General features: G+C 57.2%; 22 protein-coding genes. 10 read left to right on the forward strand and 12 right to left on the reverse strand.

Annotation, left to right across the window (positions count from 1 at the left end; translation table 11 throughout):
• The first annotated feature begins 50 nt into the window (after positions 1-50).
• Positions 51-653 (forward strand): alpha-ketoglutarate-dependent dioxygenase AlkB family protein, encoded by a 603-nt coding sequence (locus tag AC2FJW_RS17835; protein ID WP_496750907.1) that lies wholly within the window; start codon positions 51-53, stop codon positions 651-653.
• Here the strand turns inward: AC2FJW_RS17835 and AC2FJW_RS17840 are convergent.
• Positions 650-1,471, reverse strand: a complete 822-nt coding sequence (locus tag AC2FJW_RS17840; RefSeq protein WP_496692621.1) for an ABC transporter permease — start codon at positions 1,469-1,471, stop codon at positions 650-652. The genes AC2FJW_RS17835 and AC2FJW_RS17840 overlap by 4 nt on opposite strands.
• A gap of 122 nt (positions 1,472-1,593) precedes the next feature.
• On the opposite strand from AC2FJW_RS17840, the gene cysQ reads away from it, so the two are divergent.
• The 7 genes from cysQ to AC2FJW_RS17875 all read left to right on the forward strand — a co-directional run bounded on the left by cysQ (position 1,594) and on the right by AC2FJW_RS17875 (position 9,559).
• Complete coding sequence (gene cysQ, locus AC2FJW_RS17845; RefSeq protein ID WP_496698731.1) at positions 1,594-2,391, forward strand: 3'(2'),5'-bisphosphate nucleotidase CysQ; 798 nt, start codon at positions 1,594-1,596, stop codon at positions 2,389-2,391.
• A complete protein-coding gene (locus tag AC2FJW_RS17850) occupies positions 2,391-3,191 on the forward strand; it encodes a 3-deoxy-manno-octulosonate cytidylyltransferase family protein (protein WP_496750909.1) in 801 nt (266 codons plus the stop codon). Before cysQ ends, AC2FJW_RS17850 begins: the two co-directional genes overlap by 1 nt.
• 48 nt (positions 3,192-3,239) lie before the next feature.
• Complete coding sequence (gene galE / locus AC2FJW_RS17855) at positions 3,240-4,223, forward strand: UDP-glucose 4-epimerase GalE (protein ID WP_496703229.1); 984 nt, start codon at positions 3,240-3,242, stop codon at positions 4,221-4,223.
• Complete coding sequence (locus tag AC2FJW_RS17860) at positions 4,183-5,277, forward strand: glycosyltransferase family 2 protein (RefSeq protein ID WP_496750911.1); 1,095 nt, start codon at positions 4,183-4,185, stop codon at positions 5,275-5,277. The genes galE and AC2FJW_RS17860 overlap by 41 nt, the downstream gene beginning before the upstream one ends.
• Before the next feature lie 146 nt (positions 5,278-5,423).
• A complete protein-coding gene (locus tag AC2FJW_RS17865) occupies positions 5,424-6,410 on the forward strand; it encodes a glycosyltransferase family 2 protein (protein WP_496690221.1) in 987 nt (328 codons plus the stop codon).
• Positions 6,407-8,107, forward strand: a complete 1,701-nt coding sequence (locus AC2FJW_RS17870; RefSeq protein WP_496750913.1) for a DUF5927 domain-containing protein — start codon at positions 6,407-6,409, stop codon at positions 8,105-8,107. The genes AC2FJW_RS17865 and AC2FJW_RS17870 overlap by 4 nt, the downstream gene beginning before the upstream one ends.
• A gap of 6 nt (positions 8,108-8,113) precedes the next feature.
• On the forward strand, positions 8,114-9,559 hold the full coding sequence (locus AC2FJW_RS17875) for a nodulation protein NodH (RefSeq protein ID WP_496750914.1): 1,446 nt from the start codon (positions 8,114-8,116) through the stop codon (positions 9,557-9,559).
• Here AC2FJW_RS17875 and AC2FJW_RS17880 read toward each other — a convergent pair.
• The 8 genes from AC2FJW_RS17880 to hslO all read right to left on the reverse strand — a co-directional run bounded on the left by AC2FJW_RS17880 (position 9,543) and on the right by hslO (position 18,769).
• On the reverse strand, positions 9,543-10,061 hold the full coding sequence (locus AC2FJW_RS17880) for a L,D-transpeptidase family protein (RefSeq protein ID WP_142637369.1): 519 nt from the start codon (positions 10,059-10,061) through the stop codon (positions 9,543-9,545). The two genes, AC2FJW_RS17875 and AC2FJW_RS17880, sit on opposite strands and share 17 nt — an antisense overlap.
• A 58-nt stretch (positions 10,062-10,119) precedes the next feature.
• Positions 10,120-10,905 (reverse strand): ion transporter, encoded by a 786-nt coding sequence (locus AC2FJW_RS17885; protein WP_496750956.1) that lies wholly within the window; start codon positions 10,903-10,905, stop codon positions 10,120-10,122.
• A 20-nt stretch (positions 10,906-10,925) separates the two neighbouring features.
• Positions 10,926-12,155 carry a class I SAM-dependent RNA methyltransferase gene (locus AC2FJW_RS17890; protein ID WP_496750915.1) on the reverse strand — a complete coding sequence of 410 codons (1,230 nt, stop codon included), beginning with the start codon at positions 12,153-12,155 and terminating at the stop codon, positions 10,926-10,928.
• Between the two features lie 38 nt (positions 12,156-12,193).
• Complete coding sequence (locus tag AC2FJW_RS17895) at positions 12,194-14,026, reverse strand: ABC transporter ATP-binding protein (RefSeq protein WP_496698719.1); 1,833 nt, start codon at positions 14,024-14,026, stop codon at positions 12,194-12,196.
• Positions 14,023-15,861, reverse strand: a complete 1,839-nt coding sequence (locus tag AC2FJW_RS17900) for an ABC transporter ATP-binding protein (protein ID WP_496750917.1) — start codon at positions 15,859-15,861, stop codon at positions 14,023-14,025. The genes AC2FJW_RS17895 and AC2FJW_RS17900 overlap by 4 nt, the downstream gene beginning before the upstream one ends.
• Before the next feature lie 190 nt (positions 15,862-16,051).
• A complete protein-coding gene (locus AC2FJW_RS17905) occupies positions 16,052-17,206 on the reverse strand; it encodes a CCA tRNA nucleotidyltransferase (RefSeq protein WP_496750918.1) in 1,155 nt (384 codons plus the stop codon).
• On the reverse strand, positions 17,203-17,808 hold the full coding sequence (locus tag AC2FJW_RS17910; protein ID WP_496750919.1) for a CoA pyrophosphatase: 606 nt from the start codon (positions 17,806-17,808) through the stop codon (positions 17,203-17,205). Before AC2FJW_RS17910 ends, AC2FJW_RS17905 begins: the two co-directional genes overlap by 4 nt.
• Entirely contained in the window at positions 17,792-18,769 is a 978-nt protein-coding gene (gene hslO, locus AC2FJW_RS17915) for an Hsp33 family molecular chaperone HslO (protein ID WP_271950591.1), read from the reverse strand. The genes AC2FJW_RS17910 and hslO overlap by 17 nt, the downstream gene beginning before the upstream one ends.
• A gap of 76 nt (positions 18,770-18,845) precedes the next feature.
• On the opposite strand from hslO, the gene AC2FJW_RS17920 reads away from it, so the two are divergent.
• A complete protein-coding gene (locus tag AC2FJW_RS17920; RefSeq protein WP_271950593.1) occupies positions 18,846-19,289 on the forward strand; it encodes an NUDIX hydrolase in 444 nt (147 codons plus the stop codon).
• On the opposite strand, the gene AC2FJW_RS17925 is transcribed toward AC2FJW_RS17920, so the two are convergent.
• Complete coding sequence (locus AC2FJW_RS17925) at positions 19,286-20,557, reverse strand: PP2C family protein-serine/threonine phosphatase (RefSeq protein ID WP_496750921.1); 1,272 nt, start codon at positions 20,555-20,557, stop codon at positions 19,286-19,288. The genes AC2FJW_RS17920 and AC2FJW_RS17925 overlap by 4 nt on opposite strands.
• A gap of 156 nt (positions 20,558-20,713) precedes the next feature.
• Here AC2FJW_RS17925 and AC2FJW_RS17930 point away from each other — a divergent pair, with 156 nt between their 5' ends.
• Positions 20,714-21,037 (forward strand): Hpt domain-containing protein, encoded by a 324-nt coding sequence (locus AC2FJW_RS17930; protein ID WP_496750923.1) that lies wholly within the window; start codon positions 20,714-20,716, stop codon positions 21,035-21,037.
• Positions 21,038-21,161: 124 nt separating this feature from the next.
• On the opposite strand, the gene ilvA is transcribed toward AC2FJW_RS17930, so the two are convergent.
• Together ilvA and AC2FJW_RS17940 are read right to left on the reverse strand one after the other, a co-directional pair.
• A complete protein-coding gene (gene ilvA / locus AC2FJW_RS17935) occupies positions 21,162-22,388 on the reverse strand; it encodes a threonine ammonia-lyase IlvA (RefSeq protein WP_496750925.1) in 1,227 nt (408 codons plus the stop codon).
• Between the two features lie 57 nt (positions 22,389-22,445).
• Positions 22,446-23,171, reverse strand: coding sequence for a hypothetical protein (locus AC2FJW_RS17940; protein ID WP_496750926.1), 726 nt, complete (start codon positions 23,169-23,171; stop codon positions 22,446-22,448).
• Positions 23,172-23,272: the final 101 nt, after the last annotated feature.

The raw sequence follows: 23,272 nt of genomic DNA on the forward strand, positions 1-23,272 counted from the left end.
GAATCTGCAGCCTTTTTAGCAAGGTTTTGGCAAGGATTGAGGAATCTGGAATGGCGCGGCTGCTTTTACGCGGTTTTGAAATCAGGAAAGCTTACCTTGACGGAGTTGCCCAGGCACAGCTGATCACGCTGTTGCGTCCGATTCTGAAATCAGCACCTTTGTTCCGCCCGACCACCCCTTCGGGCAAGGAAATGTCTGTTCGCATGACCTCGGCCGGGGCGCTGGGTTGGGTCCCTGACAAGAACGGGTACAGGTACCAGCCGCACCATCCAAAGGGCATGGAATGGCCCACCATTCCAGACTGCATTCTGGATATCTGGCGCGATCTTGCCAGCCCCGAACGTGACCCCGACTGTTGCTTGGTCAACTACTATGGCGAAGGGGCGCGAATGGGCCTGCATCAGGATAAGGACGAGGCCGATTTTTCCTGGCCGGTCCTTTCGATCTCATTAGGTGACGACGCGTTGTTCCGCATTGGCAACACGACCCGAGGGGGCAAAACGGAATCGATCTGGCTTGGCTCGGGCGATGTTGTTGTGATGGGCGGACCCGCGCGCCTAACCTATCACGGGGTAGATCGCATTCGTTTCGGGTCTTCAAAACTGTTGCCAAAGGGCGGGCGGATCAACCTGACCTTGCGCGTGGCGGGTTAACGGCGTGCGCTCCAGCTTTGCGACACATGCTGGCGGGTAAAGAAAATTCCAAGCAAGCCGATCAACAACAGAGCCAACCCGACCCAGACAGGATATTCCCAGTTGGTATTGCGCGGATAGTAATTCCGAAAAACGAAACCCCGACACTGGTCGATAATGTGAAACAGCGGATTCCAGGCGAACATGGTCAACATGAACCCGCCCAGCGCATTGCCGACGAACATTTTTCCCGAGAACACCATATTCAGGCGCCGGTAAATCGTGCTCATGATCGTCGCAGTGGTCGGAAACCAGGGCTTGATCGCCATGAACACCACGCCGACCGCACAGCCCGTGAACCAGGCCAGCATCAGCATGGCAAAGGCGCCACCGGGCTCCTGAATCTCCAGCGGAGCAACCGATACGCTGTAGACAAACAGAATGATGACGATTGTCAAAACCTGAGTATACAGCGACCCGAAAGCGGCAGCCATAAGCACGACCATCATGTTCATCGGCGAATGCAGCATCATCGGGTTATTACCCGTGTCCACTCCGGAAACCGAACCGACGGCTTTAATGTGCGTCAGAAACAGGAAAACCCCAGACAGCAGATACAGAATGAACTCACCCCGGATTTTGGCAACGCGCGCGCCAAGAAGGGACATGATTACGTAAAACACACTCACCAGCACCAGAACCTGGAAAATATTGATAAGCACCGAAAGCACGGCATTGCTGTGTTGAGATCGGACATTCCGGACCACGGCGTGAAACACCAGTTCCGCCGTCGTAAACGCACCGCCTATAAGCGACCGGTTTCGCTTGTAATAAAACACCCGAAGCGTCTTTCCTGTATTATTGCCTGCAATCTGGCACGAAATTCTTGCCGTTCCGTAACCAGCACAGCATAAGGCCGTCAGGTTATTCGATCAACAAATCACAGGAACGGAGCTTTTTTGTGACCTATGATGCCCTCATCCCCGTCATCCGACGTCTTGCCCTGGAAGCGGGCGATACGATCATGGACATCTATAACTCGGATGAGTTTGACGTGAAGGTCAAATCCGATGCCAGCCCCGTGACCGAAGCAGATGAGGCCGCCGATGCGCTGATCTCGGTCGGTCTGCGCGCGGCGTTCCCCGATATCCTGCTGGTGACTGAGGAACAGGCCGCCTCGCATTCTGAAAAAGGCGATACGTTCCTGATCGTTGATCCGCTGGACGGCACCAAAGAGTTCATCAACCGGCGCGGCGATTTCACCGTTAATATCGCGCTGGTCGAAAACGGCACCCCAACGCGTGGCGTGGTTTATGCGCCAGCCCGCGGCCGGATGTTCTATACTTTGGCCGACGGGCAATCGGTCGAGGAAACCGGCGCGTTGGACAAGGATCAACCCGGCGCCGTGACTCCGATTTCGGTCTCTGATCCAGACAATTCCGCGCTTTTAGTCGTGGCCTCGAAGTCACATCGTGACCAGGCGACCGACGATTACATCAACAAATATCAAGTGCAGGACAGCAAAAGCGCGGGCTCGTCGCTGAAATTCTGCCTAATTGCGACGGGCGAGGCAGATATCTATCCCCGCGTTGGCCGCACGATGGAATGGGATACCGCAGCAGGTCACGCCGTGCTGACAGGTGCGGGCGGCAAAGTTGTCCGGTTCGACAATCATGCGCCGCTGACCTATGGCAAGGACGGCTATGCAAACCCGTTCTTTATCGCCTACGCTCCGGGTGTAGACCTGAAGGAGGCCTGATGTCCGTTCTGATCGCCATTCCCGCCCGCTACGCCTCGACCCGCTATCCGGGCAAACCTCTGGTGCCGCTCACCGGAGCCAGTGGCAATGCAATGACTCTGATCGAGCGGTCATGGCGCGCGGCCAGTTCGGTCTCGGGCGTGGACCGCGTTGTGGTTGCCACCGATGACGACCGCATTCGCGCGGTGGCCGAAGGGTTCGGGGCCGAGGTTGTGATGACCTCGGAAACCTGTGGCAATGGCACCGAACGCTGCGCCGAAGCGCATGATGTGCTGGGCGCAAGCTATGACATCGTGGTGAATCTGCAGGGCGATGCACCGCTGACCCCGCATTGGTTCGTCGAAGATCTGATCACCGGACTGCGTGCCGCACCCAAGGCTGGGGTGGCCACTCCGGTTCTGCGCTGCGACGGAGATGCACTCAACAGCCTGCTGAATGACCGCAAACACGGGCGCGTCGGTGGAACAACCGCCGTTTTCGCCGCTGATCACGGCGCGATGTATTTCTCGAAAGAGGTCGTGCCCTTTACTTCACAGACTTATGCGGGTGGGGAGGAAACGCCGGTGTTTCACCATGTCGGCGTCTATGCCTACCGCCCTGACGCGCTGGCGGCTTATCCGTCCTGGCCTGTCGGTCCATTAGAGCAGCTGGAAGGGCTGGAACAGCTGCGTTTCATGGAAAACGGGCGTAAGGTTCTGTGTGTTGAAGTCGAATCCAAAGGCCGCCAGTTCTGGGAACTAAACAATCCGCAGGACGTTCCCAAACTTGAAGAGATGATGGCCGCGATGGGGCTGGACTGAGTGCCGCAGGCTGTCGCACCCTGAAAAACCGGAATAACGGGATCTGATATGACACATATCCTTGTAACCGGCGGTGCCGGATATATCGGATCCCATGCCTGCAAGGCGCTGGCGCTGGCCGGGTACACACCTGTCACCTATGACAACCTGATCACCGGCTGGCAGGACGCGGTCAAATTTGGCCCGTTCGAACAGGGTGATCTGCTGGATCGGGCGCGGCTGGATGAGGTTTTCGCCAAGTATCAGCCCGCCGCCGTGATGCATTTTGCAGCGCTCAGCCAGGTGGGTGAGGCGATGTCTGAACCCGGAAGATATTGGGCGAACAATGTCACCGGTTCGCTGACCCTGATCGAGGCCGCCGTGGCGGCTGGATGTCTGGATTTCGTGTTTTCGTCGACCTGCGCCACCTATGGCGAACATGACAATGTGGTCCTGGACGAAAACACCCTGCAAAACCCGCTGAACGCTTACGGCGCCTCCAAACGCGCGATCGAGGATATCCTGCGTGATTTCCAGGCCGCTCACGGGATGAACCACGTAATTTTTCGCTACTTCAACGTGGCTGGCGCCGATCCGGACGGAGAGGTAGGCGAATTCCACCGCCCCGAGACCCATCTGGTTCCGCTGATGTTGGATGCGATTGACGGCAAGCGCGACGGGCTGACTGTGTTCGGAACCGACTATGACACGCCCGATGGCACCTGTATCCGCGATTACGTGCATGTCTGCGATCTGGTTGACGCGCATGTTCTGGGGCTGCGCTGGCTGGAACAGGGCAAAGACAGTCGCGTTTTCAACCTGGGCACCGGGTCCGGCTTTTCAGTGATGGAGGTGATCGAACAGTCGAAATCCGTCACCAATCGCGCAGTGCCCTATACAATCGGTCCACGCCGCGCCGGAGATTGCACCAAGCTGGTTTCGGGCTCGGACAGGGCCGGGCAAGAACTGGGCTGGTCCCCCAAAAGGTCCGTGTTAGAGACGATGATTGCCGATGCCTGGCGCTGGCATCAGAACGGGCATTACGACAGATGAGGGCCGCGTGAGCGATACCCTGCCGCCAATCGGATGGGTGCAACGCTATCGCTTGCGCCTGAAACGCAGGCGGCTGTTGTGGCGATCCTTTCGCAGCCGCCATCAGTTAACCCAACTGGTCGACCGAACCGACCAGATACGCCCGGGTGCGATACTGGTCTTTACCACCCTGCGAAATGAAATCACGCGCCTGCCCTGGTATTTCCATCACTACCGGTCGCTGGGCGTTGATCATTTTCTGATCGTGGACAACGGCAGCGATGATGGCTCGGTCGCATATCTGAAAGATCAACCGGATGTATCCTTGTGGCAAACCGATGCCAGCTATCGCGCCTCACGATACGGGCTGGATTGGCTGACCTGGCTACAGATGCGATTTGGTCACGGCCATTGGACTTTGATGGTGGATGCGGATGAGTTGCTTATCTATCCCGAATGGGACAGCCATCTGCTGCAGGATTTGACCCAACAGCTAGAGGTGCAGGGGCGCGACGCTTTCGGAGCCTTGATGTTGGACCTGTACCCCAAAGATCAGCTCGGCACACAGCCCTATGACCCCGGGACCGACCCGACCAAAGTTTTGGGCTGGTTTGATCCAGGCCCGTTGCGCGCCAATCGGCAATCGCCGCTGGGCAATCTCTGGGTTCAGGGCGGTGCACGGGAACGTGTGTTTTTTGCTGACCGGCCCGAGCGGTCACCAACTTTAAACAAAATACCGCTGGTACGCTGGTCGCGGCACTATGCTTACGTGAACTCCTGCCATTCCGCCCTGCCCCGAGATTTGAACGCCACCTATGACGGACCGGGGAGCCACGGCCCTTCGGGCGTGCTACTGCACACAAAGTTCCTGCCCGAGGTGGTCATCAAATCAAGAATCGAGAAAACCCGAGCGCAGCATTTTCACGACCCGGCGGAGTTCGACAGCTATTATGATGGCATAATTAACCGCCCGATCATGTGGGATCCACAATCGGTGGAATATATCGGATGGCGCCAACTGTGTGAGCTTGGCTTGATGGGCAAAACTGACTGGAAAAACAACGTTTCGGACTAACTACTTTTAAATGCGTTGCTTCATTAGATGGTAAAGTGGCATAAAATGGCATTCGCCCGGCTCCACTCTGGCTTGTTCAGGCCCCGGGTATGCTCGCGTATAAACAAAGGTTGGGCAGTCGCGTGAGCCTGTTGGATTCATACCGAATGAGATTGCGGCGCAAGCGCCGCCTGTTGCGTTGCGTTCGCAAACGACGCGAATTAGAAGCGGTTTCCGACAAAACCAACGCCATTCAACCCGGTGACATCCTGTTGATGAGCGTTGTGCGAAACGAAAAAATCCGCCTGCCCTATTTTCTGGAATATTACCGAAAACTTGGCGTTGATCGTTTTTTGTTTGTGGACAACAACAGCGACGACGGCACCCGCGAGTTTCTGAGTAGTCAGCCGGACGTATCGGTCTGGCAGTCCAACGGCAGCTATAAGCGGGCCACATATGGCACTGATTGGTCGAACTATCTGCTGCGCAAATACGCCGATGGGCACTGGGTTCTGACGGTCGATCCGGATGAGTTCTTCATCTATCCGTTCTGCGACACGCGGCCCATTCGTGCCCTGACCGACTGGCTTGATGGCTGTGCCGTCCGCAGTTTCGGCACCATGCTGATCGACATGTACCCACAGGGCCCGGTAGATGCCGAACCCTATCGTGAGGGGCAAGACCCCTTCGAGATTGCCCGTTGGTTCGATGCCGGGAATTATGTGATCAGCAAAAACCCTGAATACGGGAATCTCTGGATACAGGGTGGGCCGCGCGCCCGTGTCTTTTTCCGCCAGGCTCCGGAAAAGGCGCCTGCGTTGAACAAGATACCGCTGGTCAAGTGGGACCGTCGGTATGTCTATGTCAGTTCGACCCATTCGCTGCTGCCACGCGGGCTGAACCAGGTCTATGACGATTGGGGCGGCGAAAAGACCAGCGGGGCGTTGCTGCATGCCAAGCTGATCAACACCTTGGGCGACAAGGCACATGAAGAGATGGAGCGGCGTCAGCACTATCGCGGGTCCGGCGAATATCGCGCCTATGCCGAAGGGCTGAACGACCGTCCGGTGTTTTGGTGCGACTGGTCCGAGGCATATATCAACTGGCGACAGCTTGAGATTCTTGGCCTCATGTCGAAAGGGAACTGGGCATGAGCAGCCTTGGCGTCATCATGCTGGTGCACGCAGCGCTTCCAAGGGCGCAACAGGTCGCGCGCCATTGGGCGGCATCCGGCTGCCCGGTGGTGATCCATGTCGACCGCAAGGTTGCGGACACTGTTTTTGATGACTTTGTAGCCTCCTGTGCGGACGAACCTCTGATCCGGTTCTCGGAGCGCCACACCTGCAACTGGGGCGGTTGGGGCATTGTTGCAGCCTCGCAATCAGCGGCTGAACTGATGCTGAAGGCCTTTCCCGATGTACACCATATCTTTCTGGCCTCGGGCGCCTGCCTGCCGCTACGGCCCGTCGATGAGCTGGTCACATATCTAGCGGAACGGCCCCGTGTCGACTTTATCGAAAGCGCGACAACAGCCGATGTAAGCTGGACGATTGGCGGACTGGATCAGGAACGATTTACGCTGAGATTTCCGTTCTCGTGGCGTAAACAGCGCAAATTGTTCGACGCTTACGTAAAGCTACAGCGGACCATCGGAATCCGACGGTCGATACCCGAAGGTCTGGTGCCACATATGGGCAGTCAATGGTGGTGCCTGACCCGTCAAACGCTGTCCGCCATTCTGCAAGATCCCAAACGCAAAACATATGATCGCTATTTCCGGCGCGTCTGGATTCCCGACGAAAGCTATTTTCAGACCCTAACTCGACTTTATTCAACACATATCGAAAGTCGCTCTCTGACCCTGTCCAAATTCGATTATCAAGGTCGCCCGCATATCTTTTATGACGATCACCTACAGCTATTGCGACGGTCGGACTGTTTTGTAGCACGCAAGATCTGGCCCCAGGCCAATCGGCTTTATCAGGCGTTTCTGACCAACCAGGCACAGGCGATGAAGCCTACAGAACCCAACCCGGGCAAGATCGACCGGTTATTCTCGAAAGCGGTCGAGCGCAGGACCCGAGGCCGGGATGGCCTGTATATGCAAAGCCGCTTTCCCCGCCACGGCAGCGAAAACGGACTGACGTCGTTCCCCTATTCGGTATTCCAGGGGTTTACCGAACTGTTCGCAGATTTCGAGCCCTGGCTGTCGGAAGCCACCGGAACAAAGGTCCACGGTCACCTCTTCGGTCCCGAACGTGCGGAATTCGCCGGCGGGGCGCCTCTGGTCAACGGCGCACTAAGCGATTGTGCCAGCCTTCGGGACTATAATCCTACGGCGTTTTTGTCGAACCTGATCTGGAATACTCGGGGCGAGAGGCAGTGCTTTCAATATGGCCCCACGGATACGCAGGATATCAACTGGTTTCTGGCGCGCGACAGAAATGCGCAGATTTCCGTTGTCACAGGCGCCTGGGCCATTCCCCTGTTCCGTTCGAACGGAAATTTCGCGGATATCCGTAACGAAGCCGCCCGCCTGCAACAAATCGAGACCAAACAGCTTGAGGTTTTAACTTCGGTCTGGACCAAGGCCAAAGTGCGCACCTGGTCGCTGGCCGAGTTTGTGGAATCTCCGATGGAGCCTCTGCAATCAATTCTGGAAGAAACCGGATGCCAGAATCCCAGCCACCTGACCCAAGCCCCTACGATGGTCGACCTGTCCGGGTTCGGGAAGTTCCTGCAAAACCTGAAGAACCAGGGTATGCACCCTTATCTTATGGGAGATTTTCCAGCCGATGACATTTTTGGCGGGCAACTCAGGCCTTATCGAAAACCATATCTGGTGCAATAGCGTTTCATGTCATCCAAATTCGACTATTTCGTAATACTTGCCGCCATGCGGACCGGATCGAACCTGCTTGAGGCAAATCTGAACGCATTGGAAGGTGTCTCCAGCCATGGTGAGGCCTTCAATCCTCATTTCATTGGCAGGCTAAAGGGGGACAGCCTGCTGGGCGTCACTCTCGAAGAACGCGACAATGACCCTAAAACCCTGCTGAACGCCATCCGATCAGCTGAGGGTGAAATGAACGGGTTTCGCTTTTTCCAGGGCCATGATCCGCGTGTGTTAGAGCCTGTTTTAGATGATCCGAGTTGCGCCAAGATCATTCTGACGCGCAACCCTCTGGACAGCTATATCTCGTTGAAGATTGCGCGCGAGACCAAGCAATGGCAGCTGAAAAACGTCAAGCGGCGGCGCACCGAGCAGATCGCCTTCAACCCTCGTGAGTTCGAAAACTATCTGGACCAGCAACAGGCCTTTCAACTGACTTTGCTGCATCATCTTCAGGCCAGCGGGCAAACCGCCTTTTTCATCGCTTACGACGATCTGAACCGGCTCGACAGCCTGAACGGCCTGGCGGCCTGGCTTGGGGTATCGGGTCGGTTGACCACGATCGACGACACGCTCAAACCCCAAAACCCTGAGCCGGCCTTGTCCAAGGTGACAAACCCTGATGAGACCGAACAGGCCTTGTCGCACATCGACAGTTTCAGCCTGCACAGAACTCCGAATTTTGAACCCCGGCGTGGCGCGGCCGTAGCGACCTATGTCGCCACGCCGAAAACCCCGTTAATGTATCTGCCCGTGCGGAGCGGCATTGAAGGGGTTGTGAAGCAATGGATGGCTGCGCTTGATTCAATCAGTGCGGATGACCTGATCACTGATCAAAACCGCAAAAAGACCCGCCAGTGGTTACAGGATCATCCGGGGCATCGCAAATTCACCGTGGTGCGGCACCCGCTGGTACGCGCACATTCGGCCTTTTGTTCCTACATCCTCAGCACCGAGCCCGGCGCCTATCTGAAAATCCGCAATATGCTGCGCAACCGGTTCAAGCTTCCGATCCCCGGACAGTTACGCGCTGAAAACTACCCCATCGAACAGCATTATGAGGCATTCTCGGCTTTTCTGACCTTCCTGCGGCAAAACCTGGCGGGACAAACCCCTGTGCGCGTTGACGGCGTTTGGTGCAGTCAGGCGCAGGTGTTGGAGGGCGTAGTCGGTTTTGCCCTGCCGGATCTGATCCTGCGCGAGGAAGAAATTGCAACTGCCCTGCCGGATCTGGCGCGGCGGCTGGGTCATGACAGCCCGCCCGCGCCCGGCAATACCAGACCAGATATCCCGTTTTCACTGAGCGATATCTATGACACCAAACTTGAGGCGCTGGCGGCCGAAACCTACCAGCGCGACTATATGCAATTCGGGTTTGACGTCTGGAAGCCGGTTACGGGCGCAGCGTAATCACTGTGCCGCGATTCACCATCGCATAGATCTCTTCGATCTCTTCATTCTTGACAGCGATGCACCCTGCCGTCCAATCCGATTGCTTCTTGGCACGCTTTTTCTCGGACCGGGTTTTCGGCTCGCCGTGGATGAAAATGTCACCGCCCGGATCAACGCCCGCAGCCTTGGCCTCTGCGATATCCTTCGAATCCGGATAGGAAATCCCCAGCGACAGGTGATAGCGGCTTTTGGGATTGCGCCGGTCGATCAGATAGGTGCCCTCTGGCGTGCGGCCGTCGCCGCGTTTTGTTTTGGTGCCGTTGGGGGCAAAGCCAAGATCGACCTTATATTCCTTGAGGACATGTTCATTGTGCAGAAGATAAAGCTTCCGCGCGCTTTTGTTGATGACCATAGAGGTCACCTCGGGGCCATCATAGGCCAGAAATCTGGGGTTGGCCGAGGCGCAGGCCGAAAGACCCAGCGTAGCCACAGCACCCATTCCAAATGCTCGACGATCCATGTTTAATGCCTGCTTCTGCTTTTTTTTGTGATTATGCCAGAAATCCAGAAAACTGAAATCACTTTTTGCTGTTCGACTGCTCAAGCAAGCGGCGTTCGATGGATTCCAGCCTTTCCAGCACCTCATCACGATAGGCATCGGTTTTCACCTCATCCTCGGCGTGATGGGCATCCTGCATTGAATTCACAATCAGACCAACCAACAGGTTCACCACTGCAAATGTCGTAACCATGATGAATGGCACAAAGAATATCCACGCATAGGGATAAACCTCCATCACCGGGCGCACGATGCCCATGGACCAGCTTTCCAGCGTCATGATCTGGAACAACGTATAGGCCGACAGGCCCAAATCGCCGAACCAGCCCGGGAATGTGCCCGAGAACAGCTTGGTTGAAATTACCGCGCCGATGTAAAACAGGATCGCCATCAGCAGGAAAACGCTGGCCATGCCCGGCAAGGCCGAGATGAAACCCTCAACCACCCGGCGCAGCCGTGGCGCGACCGAGATCACCCGCAAGACCCGCAGGATCCGCAGCGCCCGCAGAACTGACAGGCCACCGGCGCTTGGGATCAGGGCAATGCCAACAACGATGAAATCAAACAGGTTCCAACCATTGGTAAAGAAACGGCGCCCTGTGGCGACCAGTTTCATCGCAATCTCGGCCACGAAGATGGCCAAGCACAGGCTGTCCAACACCACAATCACGGGCCCTGCGGCCTCCATCAATGTGGGTGAGGTTTCCATGCCAAGCAGAATGGCGTTGAAGATGATGACACCTGTGATGAACCAACCAAAGGTCGGGTTTTCGGTGATATCCTGCAGGCGCTGGGCAAACCCCATTCTGAAACTCTCCTGTTTGGTCATGATGCGGGGTTCAATGCAAACCGCGCGGCAAGTTCCGTGTGTGACGACCATCGAAATTGGTCCACCACCTGTACCCATTCAAGGGTATAGCCTGCGTTAATCAGATTTTTTGCATCCCGCGCAAAGGTCACGGGGTTGCATGAGACATAGGCGATGACCGAGGGCAGCGCCTGCTCCAGCTCGGCCACCTGCGCCTCAGCCCCGGCGCGGGGCGGGTCCAGGACAACCGCGTCAAAGCTCTTCAGCTCATCTGGCATCAACGGGCGGCGGAACAGATCGCGCGCCTCGGTCGTGACCCGTTTCAGGCCTTGCGCGCGACGCCAGCCTTGATCCAGAGCGTCGGTCATCAGGGCCTCGCCCTCAACCGCGTGAACTTCGGCGTCGTGGGCCAGTGGCAGTGAAAATGTTCCACAGCCCGCAAACAGGTCCACAACCCGCTTGGCGCCCTTGGTTGCCTGCAGAACTGCCTGTAATAGAGCCTGTTCTCCGTCCTTCGTGGCCTGCAGGAATGCCCCTGGAGGCGGCACGACAGCCGCCACGCCAAATCGCTGAATCGGGGCGTGACGCGAGGCGATCACCTCGCCATCCCAGCTGAGCCGCGCAAGCCCATGTGCCTCGGTCGCCTGTGCCAGGGCCAGTTCCAACGGACCGTCCAGCGGTTTGCCGCCTTTGACGGCGACATCCAAACCGCCATCAGAAAGGGTCAGCGTGACCGCCAGCGCCCCTTTGCGGCTACCACCCAAAACGGCAAGCGCCTCGGCCACCGGGACAGATGCAATCAGGGCCGGATCAAGCAGATGACAATCGGAAATCTCGGTGATCGTGTCCGAGGCGCGGCCATGGAACCCGGCCATGGTGCCTTTTTTGGTCCGCCGAACCGCAATCGTAGCCCGTCGCCGTGATCGTTCCGGCGAGGTATAGATCGGCCGCATCGGGGCCTCGAGCCCCTGCGCGGCCAGTGCGTTGCGCACGACCTCAACCTTCCAATCAGCGACAAAATCATCTGCGGCATGCTGCAGCTGGCAGCCACCGCAGGCTTTGTAGTGCCGGCACGGTGCTTTGACCCGCTGGTCAGAGGGGGTCTCGACCCGAATGTCGCTCAGCACTTGACCAACCAATGTCCCGCTAACCACCTCCCCCGGCAAGGTGCGGGGGGCGTAGATCGGTCCATCGGCGATGCCGTCGCCCTGATGACCAAGGCGTAAAATGCTGTAATGCTGCGTCATGAGGGCCTGATAGCTGGGCTTTACCCACAACAAAACCCTTATTCGGCGGCGGCGGCCTGAATAAACCCGCCCGATTGGCGATCCCAGAACCGGGCATAAAGCCCGCCCTGCTCCAGCAAGTCGTCATGGCTTCCCATTTCAACGATCTGCCCTTGATCCAGAACGACGATCCGGTCCATCTCGCTTAGCGTCGACAGCCGATGTGCAATCGCCAATACCGTCTTGCCCTGCATCACCCGATGCAACGCGGTCTGGATCGAGGCTTCGACCTCGGAATCCAAGGCCGAGGTCGCCTCATCCAGCACCAGAATCGGCGCGTTTTTCAGGATGGCGCGTGCAAGCGCAATCCGCTGCCGCTGACCGCCGCTCAGTTTGACGCCGCGCTCGCCCAGATGAGCATCATAGCCCTTGCGACCATGGGCATCCCGCAGGCCAAGGATAAATTCATGCGCCTCGGCCTTTTGCGCCGCGGCGATCATATCGTCTTCTAAGGCATCAGGACGGCCATATAGGATATTCTCGCGCGCCGAGCGGTTGAACATCGCAGTTTCCTGCGTGACCATTCCGATTTGACTGCGCAGACTGTCCTGCGTCACCTGTGACACATCCCGCCCATCAATCCGAATTGCGCCGTTTTCCCCTTCATAGAGCCTGAGTAGAAGCGAAACGAGCGTAGATTTCCCCGCACCCGATGCCCCGACGATACCCAGCTTTTCGCCAGGATGTACGGTCATGTGCACGTCGGTCACGCCACCGATGTCACCGCCATAGGCAAAGCTGACATGGTCAAACTCGATCTGACCTTCTGGCACGCTCAGCCTGACCGCCCCTGCCGCATCCTCGACCCGATCACGCTTGGCGAGCGTCTTCATGCCATTCTCGATCTCACCAACATTGGCATAGAGCCCCATCAGCGTGAAACTGACCCAGCCGGTCATCTGCGAAATTCGCACGGACATCGCGCCCGCCGCAACGATATCACCAGCGCTGGCCATCCCGGACCGCCACAGCAGCAAGGTCACCCCCAGCAACAGCACAGGCAACACCCCGGCCAGAACCATCAGTATGAACCTAAAACTGGCGGAGAGCTTGCCAAAGGCCAGCATCTTTTCGCGCAGATCGACCATCGAGTTTCGGGCTGCCTGATCCTCGAACTCGGAATGGGCGAACAGCTTGACGGTTTTGATATTGGTGATCGTGTCGACCACCTGCCCCGACACCATCGCCCGCGCCCCGGCCCGCGCCGCTGAGCGTGCCCGGATGCGTGGCAAATACCAGCGGATCAGCAGGAAATACACCGCCAACCAGGCGGCGAAGGGCAGCATGACCAGAAGATGAATAGACCCTAACAAAAGCAAAGTCCCTGCCAGAGACGCCAGCGCAAAAACCATTGCGCTTATCGTCTCGGACACGACCGAGGCCATCGCGTTCGAAGTTTGCATCTGTTTCTGAGCGATCCGCCCGGCAAAATCGTCGTCGAAATAGGTCACAGACTGACCCAAAGTCCACCGGTTCAGCTTGGCCAGAACCAGGGGCGGGATATTGGGCATGACAATATAGTTGTTGGAAAAGGCCGAAAGACCAAACAGCGCCGGTCGCAGCAGCATGAAAAATGCGGCGACCCCTCCAATTATCCAAAGATTGCCCGCCGTCAGAACCCCATCCGGCCCGCTTTCGTTTGCCATGTCGATCACCAGACCCAGCATCCAGGCGGTTCCGGCCTCCATCGCCCCGGCAGAGGCCGAAAACACGGAGGCGACAAGGATCATCGGCCAAGCTCCGGACAGGCACCAGCGAATGAACGCCCCCAGCCTTTGCGGCGGGGGCGTTTCGGTGGGTTTGAACGGATCTATGAGATCGGCAAGTTTCACTCAGCTGCCTCCGTGTTCAGGAAGCCCCCAGATTGCCGTGCCCAGAACTGGGCGTAAAGCCCGCCCTGTGACAGCAATTCGGAATGGGTGCCCTGCTCGACGATCCGGCCGCCATCCATCACCAGGATGCGATCCATTTGGGCAATGGTGCTGAGGCGGTGGGCAATCGCGATCACGGATTTGCCCTGCATCATGCCATAGAGCGTTTCCTGAATCGATGCTTCGACCTCTGAATCCAGCGCCGAGGTCGCCTCATCCAGCAACAGGATCGGCGCGTCCTTCAGGATCACCCGCGCCAGCGTCACCCGCTGCCGCTGACCACCTGACAACTTCACGCCCCGCTCGCCCACATGCGCATCAAAGCCGGTACGCCCCTTCGGGTCCTGCAGGTCAAGGATGAACTCATGCGCCTCGGCCTGTTTGGCCGCGGCAATCATCTGCTCTTCGGAAGCCTCGGGGCGGCCATAGAGGATATTGTCGCGCACCGAGCGGTGCAGCAACGCGCTGTCCTGTTGCACCATACCGATATGGATGCGCAAGCTGTCCTGAGTGACCCGAGCAATGTCCTGATCGTCGATCAAAATGGCCCCCTGCTCCACATCGTAGAACCGAAGTAGGAGCTTAACTAGGGTCGATTTCCCAGCTCCCGACCGTCCGATCAGACCGATCTTTTCGCCCGGCTCGATGGTCAGGTTGATATGGTCCAGCCCGCCGGTCTTGCGACCGTAATGATGCGACAGATCACGAACCTCGATCTTGCCGTTGGACAGATGCAGGGGTTTGGCCTGCGGCGCATCCAACAGGTCGATCGGCTGAGCGATCGTCTCCATACCTTCGGCAACGACACCAAGCTGGCGGAAAAAACTGGTCAGCGCCCACATGATCCATCCGGTCATCGCGTTCAGGCGCAGGGTCAGGGCTGTGGCCGCCGCGACCACACCGACCGTAGCACTGCCCTGCATCCACAGAGCAATCGCCCAGCCAACCACACCAACGATCAGCAACCCGTTCAATGCAACCAGAACCGCATCCATGATGGTGAAAATCCGCATCTCAGCCTGAAAGGTACGGCGGGTTTCCTCGATCGCTTCGCGCGCATAATCCAGTTCCTGTGCCCCATGGGCAAACATCTTTACGGAATGGATATTGGTATAGCTGTCCACAACCCGGCCCGTTACGGCCGAGCGCGCGTCTGAGGCAGCCTTCGAAGCCGGTCCCACCCGCTGCACCGTCCAATGCACCAGAAACCCATACAGCACGAGCCAGATCAACAACGGCAACAGCAGCCGGGCATCAGCCGTCATCAACAAAATGGCTGCGCCGATCAGGTATGCCAGCGAGAAGGAAATCGCATCAAACACCTGAAACACGGCCTCACCCGCAGCGGGCGGCGTCTGCATGATCCGGTTGGCAATGCGGCCTGCAAAATCATTCTCGAACCAGCCCACCGATTGCCGCAACACGTGCTTATGCGCGCGCCAACGGATCAAAGTGCCAAAATTCGGCAGGATCGTGTTGTTCAGCAACAGCACGTCAACGACATGCAGCATGGGTCGCAGCAGCAGCACAAAAAGCGCCACCAGGATCAGTTCCGTACTATGGGTCTGCCAAACTTCGTCCGGCGGGGCGGACAGCAAGTCAACAACGCGACCCATATAATAGATCAGACCGACCTCAACCGCGGCCACCACGACCGAAATCAATCCGGCCCAGAAGAAGACCCGCATAAAAGGGCGGGAATAGTTCAACATAAACGGCCACAGCCGTGTCGGCGGCGTGTCGGTTTCTTCGTAGTCGACAAAAGGGTCGACGAGATTTTCGAAATAGCGAAACATAGAGAGTGCTCCGATTGAGCAGATAACAAGTCATGCGAAAAAAGATGGCGCCAGAACACCACCCCTACGGGTCAAGTGTTATGGCTTTAGCCGAACCAGATCCCGTAATACATTCGCATCCCTCCATTCATGTTACAGGCGCAAGAAAACACAAACGATCCGGCTTGTCATCCCCTTTTGAGACTTCAATTTACTCGACCAGCAACTCGGAGCGCGTCAGGGTGAAACCCGAGGCGATCCAGCGCGCCTCAAGCTCGGCCAGTTTCTTGCCCAGCGCCGGGCCGGTAAAGTCAGGGATCAGGTCAGCGGCCCGCACGGGAAAATCCGCTGCCGCCCCGTCCCGGAGCGCTTGCCGCTTATCCTCGGACCAGGGCTGTTCCAACAAAGCACAACGCAGCAGAACTTCGTGCAGGCCGTCCTCTTCGCCATAACGGAACCCAAGCTCGGCAGTGCCCGCGGTTCCCGCGGCCTCATCCCGCATCCGTGTCAGGCGTTGCATCTGGGCCTTGCTCAGACGCAGGGTCTGGGCAATCTCGGGCGTGGCGATGGAGGAAAGCCGCCGGACCGGCTCGGGCTTTGCCCCAGCCTGCTGTTCCAAGGCGATCAGCGGGGCAAGTGATCGATCCTCAACCCCCGGCAATATCTGTGCCAGAACGCCCGTGCTGCGCATGGCAGCGACCGAAGGCGCAGGGTCAGGCGCGGTCAGCAATTTCATAAACTCGGCCCCAACCCGTTCGCGCGACAGGCTTGCCAATCCGTCCAGATTGGTTGCAATGGCCGACAGCGCTTCGGGATCAAACCCGGCTTCGACATCCCCATACCAGGCATGAAACCGAAAATAGCGCAGAGACCGCAGATAGTCTTCGCGGATGCGGTGCTGAGCGTTGCCTATGAACCGGACCTTTCGGGCCTTTAGATCGGGCAGTCCGTTCAGCGGGTCCAAAAGCGTCCCATCCGGGCGGGCATACAGCGCATTCATGGTGAAATCGCGCCGGCCGGCATCTTCATCAACATTGTCCGAGAACGCCACAACAGCCCGGCGGCCATCGGTTTCGACATCTCGCCGGAAGGTCGTGATCTCATGCGGGATGCTTTGGCTGACAACGGTTATCGTGCCATGCTCGATCCCAGTTGGAATGGCCTTCAACCCCGCCGCCCGCATCAAATCCAGCACCTGCTGGGGCGGAGCGTCCGTGGCAATATCCAGATCCGAGACCGGCGCCCCCAAAAGCGCGTTGCGGACGCAACCGCCGACGAAAAGCGCCTGAAAACCGGCATCGATCAAAACGGCGCAGACTGTCTGGGTTGCCGGGTTTGTAACCCAGCTTTCTGATAGCTTCATCATTCACTCACCCGCGCAGCCAGGCCCCGCAACATCCGGGCCGTAGCCCCCCAGATGTAATAAGGGCCATAGGGCACGGTGAAATAATACCGCCGCTGGCCCCGCCAGCGACGCGACTCAACGATATAATTCGCAGGGTTTAGAACATGCGCAAGTGGGACTGAAAAAACTTCGTCAACTTCACCCGGCTCAGGAATTGGGTCGAACCCGTCTCGTAGGATCGCGACAACCGGGGTTACGACAAAAGATGTCACGGTTTCATGGGTAGGCAAATGCCCGAGAATTTCAGGCATATCCGAGGAAAGGCCAATCTCTTCCTGTGCTTCCCGCAGGGCGGTTGCGGTTACATCCGGATCGGTCTCATCCTGTTTTCCGCCAGGAAAGGCGATCTGGCCGGGATGGTGTTTCAGCGCCGACGAGCGCTTGGTCAAAAGCAGGCGCGGGGCCTCATCCGTTACAAGAATCGGAACCAGAACCCCGGCTGGACGCAGCTTGCGCCCCGCTGGCAAAACCGCATCAGGGTTCAGATCGAAATCACTGGACCCGTTGCCGGGGCGGCTCAGGGCCGCCCGCAGCTGTTCTGTTGGATCAGGCCTCACCGGCATCGAAGCCAACGGTGACGGGGTCCAATACGTAATGGGCACCACAGAACTGACAATCGGCGGTGACCTGGCCCTCGGGGGTTGTCATCTTTTCGATGTCGCGCGCCGAATAGATCGACAGGCTTTGGCGCACGCGCTCTTCCGAGCAGGTGCAGCCGAACTGAACCGATTGCGCATCATAAACCCGTGGCTGTTCCTCATGAAACAGCCGGATCAACAGGTCGGTTGGCGCAATCGAAGGGCCGATCAGTTCAAGGTCATCAACAGTATCCAGAAGGATGTTGACGCGCCCCCAATTTTCACCTTCTTCACCGTCAACCAGATCATCCGCCGACAAAATCTGACCGTCACCCTCTGCATTGGCTACAAATGGTGACGCTTTGGGCATGTGCTGCAGCATGATGCCGCCTGCGCGCCAGTGCTCACCGACGCCAGGTTCAGTTGATTTTCCGAAGCTCAGTGAAAACCGCGTCGGCAACTGTTCGGACTGTGCGAAATACGCCTCTGCGCATGCGCTGAGAGAGCCGCCAGCCAGCGGTGTGATCCCCTGGTAAGGTTGCGTGCCCTCGCCCTGGTCAATCATGATGGCGAAATAACCTTCACCCACCTGATCAAACGGTGTGGAATCGGTCAGGCGGTCCGGGTCAAAACTGGCATAGGCGCGGATGCGAGCCGGTTCGCCCTCGGCCTGCGGAGCGTAGTAATCGGTTGCGATCATCCGAACGGCGCCTTTGGACTGAACCTGAAGCGACAGCTTCCAGCGCAGCGAGACGGTCTGGCCGATCAGAGCAGTCAGCAAGGCCATCTCGGCCACCAAAGCCTCGACCTTTTCGGGATAGTCGTGCTGTTTCAGAATGCCATCCAACACTCCGTCCAGCCGCGCCACACGTCCGCGCATATCCGGTATATCAAGTTGAAAGGGCAGGACGGTGTCGTCCCACGCGATTTTTGTTCCAAGAGACATGGGGTTTCCTTAAACGCCACAGATTGGCATACCGCCAGCATATAGGTCGAAGATTTCGGGTTGTAAGGGGCCATACATGATCAGACGGTTCGGTGAAACCCCACAAGCGGGGCGCAAATACACACGACGTGTGGGTGTATACGCATTGTTGCCTCGAGGACGACATCTGTTGCTGACCTGCCAGACAGAGCCCGGCCCTGATCTACAGTTGCCGGGTGGCGGTATTGACCCGGGCGAATCGCCCATCACCGCCCTGCATCGCGAAGTCTTTGAAGAAACCGGCTGGTTGATTGCCAGCCCGCGGCGGGTCGGCGCCTTTCGCCGTTTCACATACATGCCCGAATATGACCTTTGGGCCGAAAAGGTCTGTTTGATATATCGAGCCCGCCCTGTGCGCCGCATAGGTCCACCTTCAGAGCCATTCCACGAAGCCCTTTGGCTGGACAGTGCGGATGCTGCGCAGATGCTGGGCAACAGCGGCGACCGACATTTCGCTTCGGGACACCTGATGGGGCTTTAAGGCCCGCTGTATTCAAAGAAAACCGCAGATACGTCATCATCCATACCCTGGTCCGGATCCATGGCCTGTGTCAGCCGCCAGAACATATCGTCCAGAAATTCGGGCCCGCTGAGATCGGTCGCACAATCCGTCACCATTCTGCACAGCCCCTCTTCTTCCAGCAGGGATCCATCCGGCATCCGGCATTCCGTGAATCCGTCTGAATATAGCAACAGCTTGTCACCGGGCTTCATGTAGGTATCGGTTTGCTGAAACGTGACATCCGGCAACAGTCCGATGGGCAAACCACCTTGCCCCAGATACTCGGTCCCACCATCCTGTCGCAACAGCAGTGGATGCGGATGCCCTGCCTGCACCATCTTGAGATGTCCGTTTCGCAGGTCGATAATGGCATAGACCATGGTAAAATACTCTTCGACGCCAGCATCGGCCAAAAGGCGGGAATTGAGCATCTCTGCCACCTGATCAGGTGGTAGCAATGCGTAAAATTTATCAAACCGCTTTTCCATCGCCACGTTCTGATCGAAATGTTTGCTGGACAGATACCCGCCCAGCCGTGCTGTCATCATCGCCGAGGTGATGCCGTGGCCGGACACATCGATGCTGTAAAACCCCACACGGTTGACCCCCGGTGAAAACATTCCCACCAGATCGCCACCGATATGCCCACAAGGTTTCAGCAACATGCTGATACGCGACCTACCGAAATCACGCATGAGTTCGGGGACCAGAGATTCCTGTATCTTACGCGCCTGAATCAGGTCCTTGTCGATCGCATCATGGACCACTTTCAATTCTTCGAGCGCGGTCTCGATCATACGGTTCTTATCAGACAGCTCACGCTGCATATCCAATATCCGTGCGCCCGCAGATATGCGCGCCCGCAATTCATCGGCCTCAAGAGGTTTGATCAGAAAATCATCCGCCCCGGCATCCAGTCCGCGCGCAACCTCCTGCTTTTCGCTTTTTGAAGTCAGAAGGATGAAATAGCTGTATTCGTCATTCTCCAGCGCCCGAAATGCCTGACAGAATTCCAGCCCGCTCATCCCCGGCATGACCCAGTCGCTCAGGACCAGATCGGGGGACATGGCAGCACAGATTTCGATGGCGGCCTCTCCGCTATCGGCCTCGAGCACCTCAAAGCCCCATTTCTTCAGCGAGGCCACAAGGATACGACGTTGCAGACGACTGTCATCAACGACCAGCACCTTGCGAATCGCACCAAAATCCAGCTCTGCCTTTGTTTCTGCCTGACTGACCTCTGCCACCTGACCCTCAGCTCTGCCACATAATGCGGAACGGGACGACCCTAGCGCACGGCTGTTTAACATCCTGTGAAGGTCGTAAATGCATCCATCTTAACCACGGATTTACCAACGGCCTGTAGTGATAATCGGGTCGTTATCTTTAGGGAAAGGATGGCCATGATCGACTGGTCCAGGGTCAGACAGCTGCGGGACGAGGTCGGCGCCGACGAGTTTGACGAGGTAGTGGAAATCTTTCTCGATGAGGTGCAAGAAGGCCTGGAGCATTTGCAGGTCGATGATGATCGGTCTGACTTCGAACAGCATCTACACTCCTTGAAGGGCAGCGCGCTTAGTCTGGGATTCAGGACATTGGCCAGGCTCTGCCAGGATGGTGAGCGCCATTCGGCACAGGGTCAGGCCGCAACCGTCGATATCGCCGAAATAGTCGGCACATTTCGGACCTCAGCAACGGAGTTTCAGGCAGGATTGAACGAGCTCTGAGCGGCGCCGTACAGGCAGCAAGCAGGTAGCTAGCGATGGGTGACAACCCGGCCCTGTATATTGTCTGTTTCAGGCGCAGTTGATCTATCACTGCGACAGACAACATTGCAGTCTGGTCATTTGCTCAGATCACAAACTGGGCGAGGGTCTCGTCCTCGGTGATATCCGTAAAAGTGAACCCGGCTTCATCCAGATGCGCGAACAGACGGGCAAAGTTTTCGGGCTTGCGGGTTTCGATACCAATCAGAACCGAGCCGAAGTTTCGTGCCGATTTCTTCATGTATTCAAACCGCGCAATGTCATCCTCGGGGCCAAGGATGTTCAGGAACTCTTTCAATGCGCCAGGGCGCTGTGGCAGGCGCAGGATGAAGTATTTCTTCACCCCCAGATAGCGCTGCGCGCGTTCCTTGACCTCGGGCAGACGTTCGAAATCGAAGTTGCCGCCAGAGGTTACGCAGACAACGGTTTTCCCTCGGATAAAACTCTGAATATCGCTCAGCGCCTCAATCGCGAGGGCCCCGGCGGGTTCCAGAACGATGCCCTCGACATTCAGCATCTCGATCATGGTTGTGCAGATTCGGTCTTCGGACAGGACCAGAGCATCCGACAGATGACGGGATTTCAGCAATTCGAACGGTTTTTCACCGATCCGACCAACGGCAGCACCGTCAACGAAATTGTCCACCTGATCCAATGCCACCGGATGTCCTGCTGCCATTGCCGCGTGCAGACAGGCACCGCCATTGGGTTCCACAAACAGGCAATGGGTCCGATCGCCAAACCACGTAGCCACGCCCGCAGACATGCCGCCACCACCTACTGGCAAAAGGATGTGGTCCGGCAACCCACCCAACTGCGCTTCGATCTCAACCGCAAGCGAGGCTTGCCCCTCGATCACATCAACATCGTCAAAGGGCGACAGAAAATGGCCGCCCTGTTCGGTGCACCACGCCTGCGCGGCGGCCAACGTGTCATCGAAATAGTCGCCGGTCAGATGAATCTCGATATTGTCGCCGCCGAAGATACGAGTTTTCTGGATTTTCTGCTGCGGCGTCGTCACGGGCATGAAGATCACACCCTTCACATCCATGTGCTTGCACATAAAGGCCACGCCCTGCGCATGATTTCCCGCACTGGCGCAGACAAACAGGTTCTGCCTCTGCTGTTTGCGCATGGCGTTGAACGCACCGCGGATCTTGTAGGACCGCACCGGGCTGAGGTCCTCACGTTTCAGCCAGATATCGGCCCCGAAACGATCAGACAGATGGGCATTGCGCTGCAGAGGCGTCACCGGAAACACAGAGCGCATCGCCTGTTCGGCAGCGCGGGCGCGGGTCATGAAATCACTCATGCCGGTTTCCCTGCCCCATCATCGCTGAAAGAGCAAGGAATACATATGTGTACGAGTTCAGGTCAGCTGGCGCTTTTCAACGAACACGCCGTACATGGTGGTCAAGATACTTACATTGATCAGCGGCAAAACCAGAACCCCAAAAAACAGTGAGAGCAAAACACCCAGAACCGGGATGAAAGCGAGCGCTGTAAAGACCAACTGGACCACGACCTGGAACACAAAGCTTACAAGCAAAAGAACGATGATCGCACCACCCGCACCGGCGGTGTTGTTCCAAGCTTGCCCAAGCGTCAACGGTTGCCCAATCGCTGCTGCGGGCAGGATTATGGACAAACGGTAGAAGCAGATGATGAGGAAGACGACAATGACAATGACAAACACAACTGACAATGCTCCACCACCCAGCGCTGAAAGTACCGCGCCCGCCGGCAGGAACGCGATAGCCATCAGGATACCCAACAGAAGAACCCGCCCGAAATAGGCCAGAATTCTATCGAACCGGAAGGTTGGGAATATACCTCTTGGATATTCTTCAAGCAGGACAAAGCGGTGCCACGACACCACAATCCAGAACATCGTCACAAATATCACGGCCATAAAGCCCACCAGAAAGCCAATCACCGATCCGCTCGAAACGCCTGCAGGCAACTCTCCGGTGGTTGTATTGAGTTGATCCAGCGGAACGTCCAATACAAAAAACAGGGCGACAATCACCGCTGTCGCAACCAAAGATGGCCCGAAGGTAATCTGCAAAACCTGTTTGAGATTCCCAAAAACCATCCGCACCGAATGTGCAAAAATCTTCCAACCCAACATCTGAAATCTATCCCTTCAACCAATCCTTGTTTTCTTTCCTTCTGTTTCACCCCAAATCCCGACCT

Source organism: Ruegeria sp. CDSA020, assembly GCF_059612345.1.